At 61.2% G+C, this 13991-nt stretch carries 13 protein-coding genes; 4 read left to right on the forward strand and 9 right to left on the reverse strand.

Going from position 1 to position 13991, the window contains the following annotated elements; genetic code table 11:
- Positions 1–40: 40 nt before the first annotated feature.
- Complete coding sequence (rnd, locus tag RHEC894_RS07400; protein ID WP_085736804.1) at positions 41–1186, reverse strand: ribonuclease D; 1146 nt, start codon at positions 1184–1186, stop codon at positions 41–43.
- Between the two features lie 132 nt (positions 1187–1318).
- Positions 1319–2710 (reverse strand): multicopper oxidase family protein, encoded by a 1392-nt coding sequence (locus tag RHEC894_RS07405; protein ID WP_085736805.1) that lies wholly within the window; start codon positions 2708–2710, stop codon positions 1319–1321.
- A 248-nt stretch (positions 2711–2958) separates the two neighbouring features.
- Between RHEC894_RS07405 and aspS the strand changes: the two genes are divergently transcribed.
- A complete protein-coding gene (gene aspS, locus RHEC894_RS07415) occupies positions 2959–4749 on the forward strand; it encodes an aspartate--tRNA ligase (RefSeq protein WP_085738893.1) in 1791 nt (596 codons plus the stop codon).
- A gap of 118 nt (positions 4750–4867) precedes the next feature.
- Here aspS and RHEC894_RS07420 read toward each other — a convergent pair whose 3' ends face one another.
- Entirely contained in the window at positions 4868–6055 is a 1188-nt protein-coding gene (locus RHEC894_RS07420) for a hypothetical protein (protein ID WP_085736806.1), read from the reverse strand.
- A gap of 236 nt (positions 6056–6291) precedes the next feature.
- Here RHEC894_RS07420 and parC point away from each other — a divergent pair, with 236 nt between their 5' ends.
- Both parC and RHEC894_RS07430 read left to right on the forward strand, forming a co-directional pair.
- Positions 6292–8547: a DNA topoisomerase IV subunit A gene (parC, locus tag RHEC894_RS07425; protein ID WP_085736807.1), complete on the forward strand. Its 2256-nt coding sequence runs from the start codon at positions 6292–6294 to the stop codon at positions 8545–8547.
- Between the two features lie 219 nt (positions 8548–8766).
- A complete protein-coding gene (locus RHEC894_RS07430; protein ID WP_010064792.1) occupies positions 8767–9225 on the forward strand; it encodes an SRPBCC domain-containing protein in 459 nt (152 codons plus the stop codon).
- Here the strand turns inward: RHEC894_RS07430 and RHEC894_RS07435 are convergent.
- From RHEC894_RS07435 to hemB, 6 genes are all read right to left on the reverse strand, one after another.
- On the reverse strand, positions 9215–9607 hold the full coding sequence (locus RHEC894_RS07435; protein WP_085736808.1) for a type II toxin-antitoxin system death-on-curing family toxin: 393 nt from the start codon (positions 9605–9607) through the stop codon (positions 9215–9217). The genes RHEC894_RS07430 and RHEC894_RS07435 overlap by 11 nt on opposite strands.
- Entirely contained in the window at positions 9604–9825 is a 222-nt protein-coding gene (locus RHEC894_RS07440; protein WP_004673828.1) for an AbrB/MazE/SpoVT family DNA-binding domain-containing protein, read from the reverse strand. Before RHEC894_RS07440 ends, RHEC894_RS07435 begins: the two co-directional genes overlap by 4 nt.
- A 61-nt stretch (positions 9826–9886) precedes the next feature.
- Positions 9887–10768, reverse strand: a complete 882-nt coding sequence (locus tag RHEC894_RS07445) for a DMT family transporter (RefSeq protein ID WP_085736809.1) — start codon at positions 10766–10768, stop codon at positions 9887–9889.
- Positions 10769–11545, reverse strand: coding sequence for an arginyltransferase (locus RHEC894_RS07450; protein WP_085736810.1), 777 nt, complete (start codon positions 11543–11545; stop codon positions 10769–10771). It abuts the gene before it with no gap.
- A 204-nt stretch (positions 11546–11749) separates the two neighbouring features.
- Entirely contained in the window at positions 11750–12208 is a 459-nt protein-coding gene (locus RHEC894_RS07455) for an RDD family protein (RefSeq protein WP_010066975.1), read from the reverse strand.
- 73 nt (positions 12209–12281) lie between these two features.
- On the reverse strand, positions 12282–13295 hold the full coding sequence (gene hemB, locus RHEC894_RS07460; protein WP_085736811.1) for a porphobilinogen synthase: 1014 nt from the start codon (positions 13293–13295) through the stop codon (positions 12282–12284).
- A gap of 131 nt (positions 13296–13426) precedes the next feature.
- On the opposite strand from hemB, the gene RHEC894_RS07465 reads away from it, so the two are divergent.
- A complete protein-coding gene (locus RHEC894_RS07465; RefSeq protein WP_085736812.1) occupies positions 13427–13864 on the forward strand; it encodes a DUF6163 family protein in 438 nt (145 codons plus the stop codon).
- The last annotated feature ends 127 nt before the right edge of the window (positions 13865–13991 follow it).

Consider the following 13991-nt stretch of genomic DNA (forward strand, 5'->3'; position numbering starts at 1 on the left):
TCAGCTGGGAAAAAAGCGTCAAGCGAATTCGATCGCAAGCTCAGAGGCTGACGGTGTCGACTTTCCGGTCGACGAAGCGCAGAGCGATCCGGCCCTGGATCAGCTGCAGCGCCGGCACGCCGAAAAGATCGCGCCGCCAGCCGTTGAGAGCAGCGACATCGGCCTTCTCGCCCTCGGCGGCGATCCTGTCGAGATCCTCACTGTTGGCGATCACCTTCGGCGCCACGCCGTGTTTTTCCGAAACCAGCTTCAGCAGTACCTTCAGGAGTTCGACGGCGGCAGCGGCCCCTTCGGGCGCCTGCGTCTGGCGCGGCACATGTGGCATATCGGCTTTCGGAAGAGCAAGTGCTGCGTTGACGGCCTCGATGACGGATGCGCCTGAGGTCGAGCGCTCCCAGCCTTTCGGAATGGTGCGAAGCCGGCCGAGCGCCTCGGTATCCTTGGGCTGCTGCTGGGCGATTTCGTAGATCGCATCGTCCTTCAGCACCCGCGAACGCGGCACGTTGCGGGCCCGCGCCTCGCGTTCGCGCCAGGCGGCGACATATTTCAGGATCGCCAGCTCCTGCGGCTTGCGCAGCCGCATCTTCAGCCGCTGCCAGGCATCGTCGGGATGCAGGTCGTAGGTTTCGCGCGCCTCGAGAATGTCCATCTCCTCGGAGAGCCAGGAGGTGCGGCCTTCGCGGTCGAGTTCCGCCTTCAGCGACAGGTAGACGTCGCGCAGGTGGGTGACGTCGGCCAGCGCATATTCCAGCTGCTTGTCGGAGAGCGGCCGGCGGCTCCAGTCGGTGAAGCGCGACGACTTGTCGATATGGACGTTCTTGATGCGGCTGACCAGCTGATCATAGGAGACGCTGTCGCCGAAGCCGCAAACCATGGCGGCGACCTGCGTGTCGAATATCGGATGCGGAATGAGATTGCCGCGATTGAAGATGATTTCAATGTCCTGGCGCGCCGCATGAAAGACTTTCAGCACCTTCGGATCGGCCATCAGCTCGAAGAAGGGGGCAAGGTCGATGCCCTTGGCCAGCGGATCGACCAGAACTTCGGTTGTCGGGCTCGCCATCTGGATCAGGCAAAGCTCCGGCCAGAAGGTCGTCTCTCGCAGGAATTCGGTGTCGATGGTGATGAAGTCGGACTTGGCCAGCTCTTTGCAGGCGGCCGCCAAATCGGCGGTGGTTTCGATCATATCATTTCATTCGCAAGGAAAAGGTCGGTTGAACCTTCCTTCTCCTTTCGCTTCGATATGTCAATACAACAGCATACGCTTCGAGCATTGCTGGCTAAGAATTACGTCCAAACTGCGGCAAAGGGGGACGCCTCAACTCACCCTGAGGAAGCTGGTCATCCCGGTCTTCTGGTGCTCGATGATATGGCAATGCAGCAGCCAGTCGCCGGGATTGTCGGCAACGAAGGCGAGCTGCACCTTCTCGTCCGGCTGGATGAGATAGGTGTCCGACACCAGCGGCATTACCTCCCGCGTCGAGGAGGAGATCACCGTGAAGCTCATCCCGTGCAGATGGATCGGATGCGCATGCGGCGTGACATTCTCCAGATTGAAGACGTAGCTCCTGCCGAGCTTCAATTCCGCCAGCGGCGCCGTCGGATCGGGCGTATCGCCCGGCCACGGCACCTTGTTGATGGCCCAGAAACTATAGCCGAGCGTGCCGCAGATGCTTTCGACGGCGGTATTCTCGGCGGTGGCGCTCAACACCAGCGGGATCTGTTCGGCGGCGGAAAGATCGGCCTTCGCCACCGGATTTTCGACAAGCGGCCCGATGTCGCCGATCTCGCGCTTCAGCGACGATCCGACCGCACGCAGGCTGGCGATCGTCTTCGGCGTCGTGCCGCGGATATCTTCGAGCGTCGCGACGGCGCCCTCGCTGTCGGGCATGCGCACGGCAAGATCGAGCCGCTGACCCGGCCCGATCTGCAGGAGGTCGAGGGGAAAGCGCTTCGGCACCGGATTGCCGTCGATCGCAATCACGCTCGCCTCGGCACCTTCCATCTTCAGCGAGAAGATCCGCGTCACGTCGGTGACCGCAATACGCAGCCGAAGCAGCCCGCCGGCCGGCGCGTCATATTGCGGCTCCTGATGCCAGTTGGCGGTGCGCACCGTGCCGTAGGTGCCGGACTTGGCGGCGTCGCGCGGCCGGAAAGGAGCGATGAACTGACCGTCGCCGCCGAGCCGCCAGTCGCGCAGGTTCAGCACCACCTCGGCGTCGAACGCCGGATCGGCCGGATCTTCGACGACGATGACGCCGGTCATGCCGTGCCCCATCTGCGTCAGCGTGTTGCAATGGGGATGATACCAGAAAGTGCCGGCATCGGGCGGCGTGAAGGCATAATCGAAGCTGTCGCCGGTATAGATGTAGGGCTGCGTCATGAACGGCACGCCGTCCATGCGGTTGTCGATGCGAAGTCCATGCCAGTGGATCGTCGTCGGCTCGTCGAGCCCGTTTTTCAGCCGCGCAGCATAAGGGCGTCCCTTCGTCATCCTCAGAACCGGCGGCATGCCGTCAGGGCCCCAGCTCATGATATCCCGGGTCGGCCCCGCCTCGGTCAGCATCGCCTCGGTCTTTACAGCCGTCAGCAGCTGCGGCTCGGGGGCCGCCTCGGCAAGTCCGAATTTACCGGCAACGCCCATGCCGACGCCATAGGCGCCCGCGACGGCGGATGCCTTCAAGAGGTTGCGGCGAGTGAGCAGAGGCATGCGGGCGCTCCATGGGTTGGAATGCCGATCCTTTTAAAGTTGACAGGCATCTTCATCAATATGGCAAACGCGGCCAAACTGCCGCAGCATACGGGGCGCAGCCTCGCCATAAACGCGAGGGCTGCGCGCGCCAAGTCTTGACAAATCGGAGCGTCCATGCGCTTTTCCGCCCGATTTTCTTGTCGGTGCGGGAGAGCCATCAGAGCCCCTTGCTGCCGTCTTCAAGCCAGATACCGGGAATTGAGATGATGCATCGCTATCGCAGCCACACATGTGCAGCCCTCCGCAAGTCGGATGTCGGCGCCAATGTCCGGATTTCCGGCTGGGTCCATCGCGTTCGCGACCATGGCGGCGTTCTCTTCATCGACCTGCGCGACCATTACGGCATCACCCAGGTCGTCGCCGATCCCGACAGCCCCGCCTTCAAGATGGCGGAGACCGTGCGCGGCGAATGGGTCATCCGCATCGACGGCCTCGTCAAGGCCCGCACCGAAGACACCGTCAACAAGACCATGGCAACCGGCGAAATCGAGCTTTACGCCCAGGAGATCGAAGTGCTCTCCGCCGCCAAGGAGTTGCCGCTGCCGGTCTTCGGCGAACCGGACTATCCGGAAGACGTCCGCCTCAAGTACCGCTTCCTCGATCTGCGCCGCGAAACGCTGCACAAGAACATCGTCAAGCGCACCCAGGTCATCTCGGCGATGCGCCGCGAAATGGGCAATGTCGGCTTCACCGAATATACCACGCCGATCCTGACTGCCTCCTCGCCGGAAGGCGCGCGCGACTTCCTTGTGCCCTCGCGCATCCATCCCGGCACCTTCTACGCTCTGCCGCAGGCGCCGCAGCAGTATAAGCAGCTCTTGATGGTCGCCGGCTTCGACCGCTATTTCCAGATCGCACCTTGCTTCCGTGACGAAGACCCGCGCGCCGACCGCCTGCCGGGCGAATTCTACCAGCTCGACCTCGAAATGAGCTTCGTCGAGCAGGAGGACATCTGGGACACGATGGGCCCGATGATGACTTCGATCTTCGAAGAATTCGCCGAAGGCAAGCCGGTGACCAAGGAATGGCCGCGCATCCCTTACGACGAGGCGATCCGCAAGTACGGTTCCGACAAGCCGGATCTGCGCAACCCGATCGTGATGGAAGCGGTGACCGAGCATTTTGCCGGCTCCGGCTTCAAGGTCTTCGCCGGCATGATTGCCTCCAATCCGAAGGTTGAGATCTGGGCGATCCCGGCAAAGACCGGCGGCTCGCGCGCCTTCTGCGACCGTATGAATGCCTGGGCGCAGAGCCAGGGGCAGCCCGGTCTCGGCTACATCTTCTGGAAGGAAGAAGAGGGCAAAATCGCCGGCTCCGGACCGCTTGCCAAAAACATCGGCGAGGAGCGTACCGAGGCGATCCGCACGCAGCTCGGCCTTGAGGCGGGCGACGCCTGCTTCTTCGTCGCCGGCGAGCCGTCCAAGTTCTACAAGTTTGCAGGCGAGGCCCGTAACCGCGCCGCCGACGAACTGAACCTGATCGACCGCGACCGCTTCGAGCTGTGCTGGATCGTCGACTTCCCCTTCTTCGAATACAACGAGGAAGAAAAGAAGATCGACTTCGCCCACAACCCGTTCTCGATGCCGCAGGGCGGCCTCGATGCGCTGCTGAACCAGGATCCGCTTGGCATCAAGGCCTACCAGTACGACGCGGTCTGCAACGGCTTCGAAATCGCCTCGGGCTCGATCCGCAACCAGTCGCCGGAAACCATGGTCGCCGCCTTCGAGAAGGTCGGTCTCAGCCAGCAGGACGTCGAAGACCGCTTCGGCGGCCTCTACCGCGCCTTCCAGTACGGCGCGCCGCCGCATGGCGGTGCGGCCTTCGGCATCGACCGTATCGTCATGCTGCTCGTCGGCGCCAAGAACCTGCGTGAAATCTCGCTGTTCCCGATGAACCAGCAGGCCCAGGATCTGCTGATGGGCGCACCGACCCCGGCAACGCCGACGCAGCTGCGCGAGCTTTCGATCCGGCCGATCCCGCCGGTCAAGAAGGACTGATCGAACAGGCTGCCCGGCAGGCCCGTCAGCCCCGGAATGGGGCTGGAGAGAGCTCAGAAAAATAAAAGGCCCGGCACGCAGTCCGCGTGCCGGGCCTTTTTTCGTGAGATCGAAGCGATCAGTCGTTGGCCGAAACCTTGACGCCGAGTACCTGCGGCAGCGTGTTCGGAGCGCCCATGGCGGCACCGACGATCGTCGGGAACGGCACCGGCTTTTCTGGCGCGGCCTTGACGGTCAGGCTCTTCGGATCGTCGAGGAAGGTGTTGACGGCAGCCGAAACGGCGTTCTGCAGTTCCGGAATATTGAGCTGCGCCAGCATGATCGGCGTCATCGCCTTCAGCGAATCCGCCATCTGCTTGCCGGACATGTTCTGCTGCGAACCGGCATAGTCAAGCGCACGCTTGGTGATCGACGCATCTTCGAAACGCACCTGTGCGGCCTCGAAGGACAGCTGTTGCATCAGGCCGAGCATGGCAAGGCCGAGCGCCTGCTGCGACTGTTCCTTGTTCGGATTGGTTTCGGATTCCTTCATCGCATCCTGCATCGATTTCATGAAGGCCATCGTGTAACCCGAGATCTTGAAGCCAAGATTCAGCTTGCCGATGTTGGTGAAGTCGAAGGCGAATTCCGAAATGTCGATGGTGCCGGGGGCAAGTTCCCAGGCGCCCTTCATGGTAATGTCGCCCTGGACGTGCTGCAGGGCGAGCTTCTCGATCGCGTCCTTGCTCTGCGCGTCTTCGGCCTTGCTGAGATCGGCCTTCATGCTTTTGAAGGCGCCGTCGAAATCGAAGCCGGATTCGTCTTCGCGAAGCGTCAGGTTCATGTCGGTCTGGAGCAGCGAGAACACTTCCGCACCGTCCTTGACCACCTTCAGCGGGCCGGTATGGGCGGTTTCGTAAAGCATCATCGTATCGAGGGAGTCGCCGCCAGCCGTTGCCGGTACGGAGATGCCGCCGAGCGTCAGTTCCTGCGCCGTCACGGTCACGCCGTCTTGGGTCTTGTTGATGTCGGGGAAGGCAGCTTCTTCGATGTAATAGCCGCCGTCCTCGTCTTCTTCGACGCCGGAAAGGGTGATTTCGCCGATGGGCAGGCTTTCACCGCCGGTCGGCTTGAGGGTGACATTCTTCAAGGTCACGGTCGTGCCGTCGATATCGATATTCTCAGCCGCAATCGTTCCGCCCTGGGCGGCGTAGGCGGCATTGATCTTCTTCAACAGATCGGTGCCGTCGAGAGCAAAAGCCGAGCCGGCGAGCGAGAAAAAGGCGGCGCCCGACAGCATCAGCCGCGTTGTCCGGTAAAAATTCATGGGGTGATTCCTCTGGTGGCGTGATGGCGGTTTGGAAATCTGCAGCTACACTACTACGGATTGGGCCCGCTTTATATTTACGGACTTCTAAATTTCCGTTGAAAGGAACGGCAAACGAAGTCCAAATTGCGGCGGAACGTTTGTCTCATCCTTTGATGTCATTCCCAAGACTTCATCCACAGCTGCAATGGCCCGGATTCCTTGCCCGCCAGCCTCTTCTGGGCTAGTCAGAACCTATGGGACAAGAGATTTTGCCGCCTTCGGGCGGAGACGACGACAACATCCAGCCGGTCGACCTCAAGGCAGCGCTCGAGCAGCGCTATCTCGCCTATGCGCTGTCGACCATCATGCACCGCGCTTTGCCCGACGTGCGCGACGGGCTGAAGCCCGTCCATCGCCGCATCGTCTATGCGATGAACGAGATGGGGTTGAGGCCGACTTCGGCCTTCAGGAAATGCGCCAAGATCGTCGGCGAAGTGATGGGTAACTACCATCCGCATGGCGACCAGTCGATCTACGATGCGCTTGCCCGTCTCGCCCAGGATTTCTCGCAGCGCTACACGCTGGTCAACGGCCAGGGCAATTTCGGCAATATCGACGGCGACAGCCCCGCCGCCATGCGTTACACCGAATCGAAGATGACGGCGGTCTCGGAACTGCTGCTCGAAGGCATCGATCAGGATGCCGTCGATTTCCGCGACACCTATGATGAATCGAATTCCGAGCCGGTCGTTCTTCCCGGCGCCTTCCCGAATCTGCTTGCCAACGGCTCCTCCGGCATTGCCGTCGGTATGGCGACCTCGATCCCGTCGCATAATGCCCATGAGCTCTGCGACGCCGCCCTGCATCTGATTAAACATCCGGATGCGACGGTTGAAAAGCTCGTCGAATTCATTCCTGGCCCGGATTTTCCGACAGGCGGCATCATTATCGACAGCCGCGACAGCATCATTGAGAGCTACCGCACCGGCCGCGGCGGTTTTCGCGTGCGGGCGAAGTGGCAGACGGAAGATCTCGGCCGCGGCGGCTACCAGATCGTCATCACCGAAATCCCGTTCCAGGTGCAGAAATCGCGGCTGATCGAGAAGATCGCCGAGCTGCTGATCGCCCGCAAGCTGCCGCTCCTGGAAGACATCCGCGATGAGTCGGCCGAGGACATCCGTGTCGTGCTGGTGCCGAAGACCCGCAGCGTCGACCCGACCATCCTGATGGAATCGATGTTCAAGCTGACGGAGCTGGAAAGCCGCTTCCCGCTCAACATGAACGTCCTGTCCATGGGCCGCATCCCGCGTGTCATGGCGCTGAACGAGGTGCTGAAGGAGTGGCTGGATCACCGCCGCGAGGTCCTGCAGCGCCGCTCGCGCTTCCGCCTGGCGGCGATCGACAGGCGTCTCGAAATCCTCGGCGGTCTGCTGATTGCCTATCTCAATATCGATGAAGTGATCAGGATCATCCGCGAGGAGGATGAGCCGAAGCCGGTCATGGTGGCGCGCTGGGATCTCACCGACAATCAGGTCGAGGCGATCCTCAATATGCGGCTGCGCTCTCTGCGCAAGCTTGAAGAGTTCGAGATCCGCAAGGAATTCGACGAACTCACCAGGGAAAAGGGCGAGATCGAAGCGCTGCTTGGCTCCGACGACAAGCAGTGGCAGACGGTCGCCTGGGAAATCGGCGAAGTGAAGAAGAAGTTCGCCAAGGCGACCGAGGTCGGCCGCCGCCGTACGCAGTTCGCCGACGCACCCGAAGCCGACGAGGAAGCGATCCAGCAGGCGATGATCGAGAAGGAACCGATCACCGTCGTCATTTCCGAAAAGGGCTGGATCCGTGCGCTGAAGGGCCATATCGCCGATACGGCGACGCTGACCTTCAAGGAAGGCGACGGCCTGAAGGTGGCCTTCCCGGCGCAGACGACGGACAAGATCCTGATCGTCACGACAGGCGGCAAGGCCTTCACGCTCGGCGGCGACAAGCTGCCGGGTGGCCGCGGCCACGGCGAGCCGCTGCGCATCATGGTCGACATGGACAACGACCAGGCGGTGCTGACCGCTTTCGTCCACGATCCCTCGCGCAAGCAGCTGATCGTCTCCACAGCCGGCAACGGCTTTGTCGTGGCGGAGGCCGAGCTGGTCGCCAATACCCGCAAGGGCAAGCAGATCATGAACGTCGCGCTGCCCGAGGAAACGCAGCTGCTCGTGCCCGTCGGCGGCGACCATGTCGCCGTCGTCGGCGAAAACCGCAAGCTGCTGGTCTTCCCGCTGGCGCAGGTGCCGGAAATGTCGCGCGGCAAGGGTGTGCGCCTGCAGCGCTACAAGGATGGCGGCATCTCGGACGTCCGCTGCTTCGCGATAGCAGACGGCCTTATCTGGGAAGACAGCGCCGGCCGCACCTTCACGAAGAACAAGGACGAGCTTGCCGAATGGCTGGCCGACCGCGCCACCGCCGGCCGCACCGTGCCGAAAGGTTTCCCGCGCAGCGGCAAATTCGCCGGCTGAGGCTTTGCAGCGTCCTGCGTCTGTGCAGATGCGTAAAGGACGCTGCAACTCTTTGATTTGCCCCGGAAGTAAATTCCGCATTCGGCTCTTGGCGGGCGCGGGAACTCCTCTATCTCATTTTCGTTACCAAAAATATGAGAAGGTCGATTCCGAGGCTGGCGGAATGGCTGAGGCCCGTGCGCTGGGGAAAGCGCGCGTGCCCTTACCGGAGGAAAATCGATGCCCGCCAGCACCATCAAATTGCATGTCAGCCACACCTACAGGGCGCCGCCCGCGGTCGTGTACGACGCCTGGCTCAACCCTGAAATCGCCCGCCGCTTCCTGTTTGCCACCGATGACGGCCATGTTATTCGCGCAGATATCGACCCGCATGTCGGCGGCCGTTTCTTCGTCGTCGATCGCCGTCCGACCGGCGACGCCTTTCACCAGGGCGTTTTCCTGGAGCTGAAGCGCCCGCAACGCATGGTCTTCAGCTTCTCCGTCGAGGAGCACGACCACAATTGCGACCGTGTCCAAATCGACATCGAGCCTCTCGGCGGCGGCAGCCGATTGACGCTGACCCATGAAATGTGCGCCGAATGGGCCGAACACGAGGAAAAGACCCGAAAAGGCTGGGCACATGTGGTCGAAGGGCTCGGCCGCGAGCTGGAACAACAGCAGATGAAGGCTACGGGTTGAGCGGCACGCTGAAATCCCTGAGGAAGCGGGTCGCACCTTCTTCATCGATCTCGCCGGCTGCGACGTCTAATACAAATGCAATGACCTGCGCGTTATCTGCCTCGATGACGTACCGGTTGAGGTAGAGAAACGTAAACGCCGCGAGATAGCCTGTACGCTTGTTTCCATCCACGAATGGGTGGTTTCTAACGATGCCGTAGAGATAGGCTGCGGCGAGTACGAAGATATCGGTTTCGCCATATGCAGCCTTATTGAGTGGACGTGCCAAGCTGGTTTCCAATGCATTGGCATCTCTCAGACCCGACAAACCGCCATGCTCGGCAATCTGCTCACCATGCATGTTTTCGACAGCTTGGCGGCTGAGCCATTTAAGCCGCATCATTTTGCGAGTTCGCGCAACGCCACTCGATATTTTTCCATGCCGATGCGGGCTGCCCGCATTTGTTCGGCGAGGTCTGCTGATTCCGGCACGAGGTGGATGTTACCCTCGATCTCCCGCAGTTCGAGGCTATCGCCGCTGCTGAGACCCAGCCGCTGCAACACCTCCTTAGGAATGATAACCCCTTCGGAATTGCCGATCTTGCGGATCGTGACGTTCATTTGCTTCATCCTCTGATGTGGTAACGCAGTTATAACATGAGGGATGGACAGGCGGCAACGTCTATTCCGCCAATGGCCTTACGCGCCTTCCCCGCACCATCCAGAAGCAATGCCCGGCGATCGCCGCCACCAGAATGCCGCCGCCGAGGAGCGTCATCGTCGCCGGCGTTTCCGCAAAGATCAGCCAGACCCAGATCGGCGCGAGCACGGTTTCGAGCAGGTAGAACATACCGACCTCAGGTGCGGAGAGGTACCGCGGCCCGGTCGCCAGGCACCAGAAGGCGACAGGCATCATGATGGCGCCGTTGAGGAGTATCCAGCCGGGATGGGCGATGGAAAGCCCCGAAGGCAGAGCTTGCGCGAGGCCAAGGGCGGCCGGCAGAATGGCGGCAAGCAGCGGCACGAAGCCCATTTCCCGGCGCGAGGCACGTCCGATCGTGATGGCCGCGGCAAGAATAAACGCGCTGAGTAGCGCCATGGCATCGCCGAAAAAATGGCCGCTGGAAAGCCCTTCGCGCACGATCAGTCCGACGCCGAGAATCATGAACAGCATGGCGATCAGTGTTGCGGCCTGCGGTCTCTCCTTGAGGAAAGCCCAGGAAAGAAGCGCCCCGAACATCGGGTTGAAGGCAACGATGAAGACGACATTGGCTGTGGTCGTATTGAAGACGGCCAGCACGAAAGTGAGGGACGAGAGGCCGTAGAGCAGACCGGCAAGCAGGCCGGCACGCCCCGGAACGAGGACCGGCCATTTGCCAGAGGCAAGGCGCATTGCTGCAAGGATGACGAGCGTGGCGAGAAACGTGGCTGCACTTCGTGTCCCTAGGATCGACCAGATATCGCCGCCGCCAAGGCGGACGAGGGGGATGTCCATGGAAAGCGCCAGCCCGCCGATCGCCGTCAGCAGCAGGCCCTTCCGATGATCGGAAAGAGCGGTGGACATTCAGTCGTGGGGGCTTTCGGGCATGGATGAAGGATCGAAACGTTCCCAGCCGCGCGGGGTCAGATGTTCCTGCGGCTGGAAGCGGGTCTTGTAGTCCATTTTTCGCGACCCTTGAACCCAGTAGCCGAGGTAGACATGCGGCAGGCCCAACGCTTTCGTGCGCCTGACATGGTCGAGAATCATGAAGGTGCCGAGCGACCGCCGCTCGACATCAGGATTGAAATAGGAATAGACCATCGACAGCCCGTCGCTCATCGTGTCGGTCAGCGCGGCGGCAAGCAGCTCGCCCTTCGGCCGCTGCTCCAGTCCGGAGCCTTCCTCGCGCCGGCGATATTCGACGATTCGCGTGTTCACATGCGTGTCTTCCACCATGATCGCATAATCGAGCACCGTCATATCGGACATGCCGCCCTGCTGGTGGCGGAAATCGAGGTAGCGCCGGAAAAGCGAATATTGCTCGCTGGAAGGCTGGGCGGCGAATTCGGTGGCGATGACGTCGGAATTGGCGGCGAGCACCCGCTTCATCGATTTCGTCGGCTCGAATTCCTGGGCGAGAATTCGCACGGAAACGCAGGCGCGGCAGGATTCGCAGGCCGGGCGATAGGCGATATTCTGGGAACGGCGGAAACCGCCCTGGGTCAGGATGTCATTCATCTCGGCGGCGCGCGGGCCGACCAGATGGGTGAACACCTTGCGCTCCATCTCATGCGGCAGATACGGACACGCAGCCGGAGCCGTCAGATAAAACTGCGGGGATGGCGTTGTCTGCGTATTCATCTGTCGCGGAAATTTCCTTGTCGAAACCGTGCCGTTTCTTGACAGCATGACCTAAGAATAGAAAACGTCAACAGCAGGACGGCCTTCGCCTTCATTTCAGTCTTCTAATTTGAAATATGGGGCGCCGGCATGCCCCGGCAAAGAGAAAGCGGAGACTTTATTTCGTCTCCGCTCAAGGATTTGACCATAGCCTCGGTCAGCCGCTCAGGCGGTACGCACCGTCACCGTGCCGACAAGCAGGTCGTGGATGAGACGGCTGCGCTCGGTAAACAGACCGGCAAGCAGGATGAGCGGCGTCAGCACCGAATTGAGGATCCAGAACAGCGCAAGATGTACGATTGCCGTCAGGAAATCCATCGGCCGGCCGTCGACACGGACGATCGCGATCCCCATCGCGCGCATGCCGAGCGAGGCCTGGCTCGACCCGCCCACCGTCAGGCCGAAGTAAATGCCGGCGACGATGACGAAGAGGGCAGGGTAAAGCAGGAAGCCGAGGCCGAGCGTGAGGATCGACAGGAAGAACAGCACGACCGCGGCTGGAATCCAGAGCAGCGCCACGATGACGTAATCGAGGATGAAGGCGAAGACACGGCGGCTCAACACGCCGCTATAGGCGCGCCAGTCCTCCGGTGCGGCATAAAGCGGATTGGGGTTGTAGCTCATCTCAATCTCCTCTCGCAAAAGCGATGCCGCTGATATGGTGTCAGCTTGCAGAAATACAATAATTCTCCCGGAATCACCGCTTGGTGAGGATCTTCGCCACCTCGACCGCGAAATAGGTGAGGATACCGTCGCATCCCGCCCGCTTGAACGACAGCAGCGTTTCGAGCATCGCTCGTTCGCCATCGATCCAGCCGTTCATCGCCGCTGCCTTGATCTGCGAATATTCGCCGGACACCTGGTAGGCGAAGGTCGGCAGGCCGAAGGCCTCCTTCATCCGCCAGCAGATATCGAGATAGGGCAGGCCGGGCTTGACCATCAGCATGTCGGCGCCTTCCTCGACATCTAGGGCCGCATCGCGGATCGCCTCGGTGCCGTTGGCGGGGTCGATATAATAGGTCTTCTTGTCGCCTTTCAGCAGTCCGCCCGTCGAGATCGCCTCGCGATAGGGGCCGTAGAAGGCGGAGGCGAATTTCGTCGCATAGCTCATGATGCCGACGCTCTGGTGGCCGGCCGCATCGAGCGCCATTCGGATCGCGCCGATGCGGCCGTCCATCATTTCCGACGGTGCGATGATATCGGCGCCGGCATCGGCCTGCATCACGGCGGCGCGCGCCACCTGGTCGACGGTCTCGTCATTGACGATCTCGCCGCCTCTCAGGATGCCGTCATGGCCGTGGCTGGTGAAGGGATCGAGCGCGACATCGGTGATGACGCCGATATTGGGCACCGCCTTCTTGATCGCCACTGTTGCCTGATTGATCAGATTGTTGGCTTCGAGGCTGTTGGAACCTGTCTCGTCGCGCAGTTCCATCTCGATATTGGGGAAGGTGGCGATCGCCGGAATGCCGAGGCCGGCGGCTTCCCGTGCCGCCTCGACGGCTTTGTCGATGCTCATGCGGTTGACGCCGGGCATGGCCGGGATCGGATCGATGATGCCGGAACCCGGCACGACGAAGATCGGCCAGATCAGGTCGTCGACGGTCAGCCGGTTCTCCTGCACCAGCCGGCGTGTCCAATCCGCTTTGCGGTTGCGTCGCATGCGGCGATGGCCGGTGATGTCGTCGACGAGATGCGTCCTGTCCTGCATGATATTGATCCCGAGCCCATTCCATTTATCGGAGCGCTCATTATCATGGCGCCTTGAAAATCCAAACCGGACGATTGGCCGCGGCGGAAAAACTGCTTGTAACGATACGATCCCCAACCGATGTTTGCGCCATGGAAACCGATTCCCCGACGATACCGAAACGCACACTGGCCGACATTCTCTTCATTCTCTTCCTGAGGCTGGTGGCCGTATCCTGCTTCTGGTTCGGCCTGCAATATTGGGCGATGCTCGTCGGTTATTCGCTGGTCGGCGCCGGCCGCTTCGATCTTTTGAGCCTGCCGTGGAAGGTGGCGAGCACGAGCCTCGCCGTGCTCTTTCCCGTCGCGTCGCTCGGCCTCTGGCTGACCGTTTCCTGGGGACCGGTCATCTGGGTGCTCGCCGCCGGCGGCCAGATCCTGATGTATGGCCTGCTGCCTGACATTTTCGGCCCCAACAGGCTAATCATCCTGCTGCACGTCATCGTCGCCGTCGTTTACTGGATTTTCCGCCTGCTGCTCTGGCTGGAAAAGCGCCGGCACCGCCGCCAGGTAAGCGTTGATTTACCCTGAGACAACGTGGGGTTTCCAGTAAGGCTCCGTTAAGCCTGCGGTTTAAGTCGAATTTTATATGTATTCGATAGGGTCTCACTCAAGGCGGGAAGAAAACGACACCGCCAATCAAACAGTGAGGCAGTCA

It is taken from the genome of Rhizobium sp. CIAT894 (assembly GCF_000172795.2).
Lineage (GTDB): Bacteria > Pseudomonadota > Alphaproteobacteria > Rhizobiales > Rhizobiaceae > Rhizobium.

What these genes read in the sequence shown, in the direction of transcription:
- RHEC894_RS07405 (WP_085736805.1), bottom strand. Translation starts at nt 2,710, where the DNA reads ATGCCTCTGCTCACTCGCCGCAACCTCTTGAAGGCATCCGCCGTCGCG.
- RHEC894_RS07435 (WP_085736808.1), bottom strand. Translation starts at nt 9,607, where the DNA reads ATGATGCGGCTTAAATGGCTCAGCCGCCAAGCTGTCGAAAACATGCAT.
- RHEC894_RS07445 (WP_085736809.1), bottom strand. Translation starts at nt 10,768, where the DNA reads ATGTCCACCGCTCTTTCCGATCATCGGAAGGGCCTGCTGCTGACGGCG.
- RHEC894_RS07440 (WP_004673828.1), bottom strand. Translation starts at nt 9,825, where the DNA reads ATGAACGTCACGATCCGCAAGATCGGCAATTCCGAAGGGGTTATCATT.
- rnd (WP_085736804.1), bottom strand. Translation starts at nt 1,186, where the DNA reads ATGATCGAAACCACCGCCGATTTGGCGGCCGCCTGCAAAGAGCTGGCC.
- RHEC894_RS07465 (WP_085736812.1), top strand. Translation starts at nt 13,427, where the DNA reads ATGGAAACCGATTCCCCGACGATACCGAAACGCACACTGGCCGACATT.
- RHEC894_RS07455 (WP_010066975.1), bottom strand. Translation starts at nt 12,208, where the DNA reads ATGAGCTACAACCCCAATCCGCTTTATGCCGCACCGGAGGACTGGCGC.
- RHEC894_RS07420 (WP_085736806.1), bottom strand. Translation starts at nt 6,055, where the DNA reads ATGAATTTTTACCGGACAACGCGGCTGATGCTGTCGGGCGCCGCCTTT.
- parC (WP_085736807.1), top strand. Translation starts at nt 6,292, where the DNA reads ATGGGACAAGAGATTTTGCCGCCTTCGGGCGGAGACGACGACAACATC.
- hemB (WP_085736811.1), bottom strand. Translation starts at nt 13,295, where the DNA reads ATGCAGGACAGGACGCATCTCGTCGACGACATCACCGGCCATCGCCGC.
- RHEC894_RS07450 (WP_085736810.1), bottom strand. Translation starts at nt 11,545, where the DNA reads ATGAATACGCAGACAACGCCATCCCCGCAGTTTTATCTGACGGCTCCG.
- RHEC894_RS07430 (WP_010064792.1), top strand. Translation starts at nt 8,767, where the DNA reads ATGCCCGCCAGCACCATCAAATTGCATGTCAGCCACACCTACAGGGCG.
- aspS (WP_085738893.1), top strand. Translation starts at nt 2,959, where the DNA reads ATGCATCGCTATCGCAGCCACACATGTGCAGCCCTCCGCAAGTCGGAT.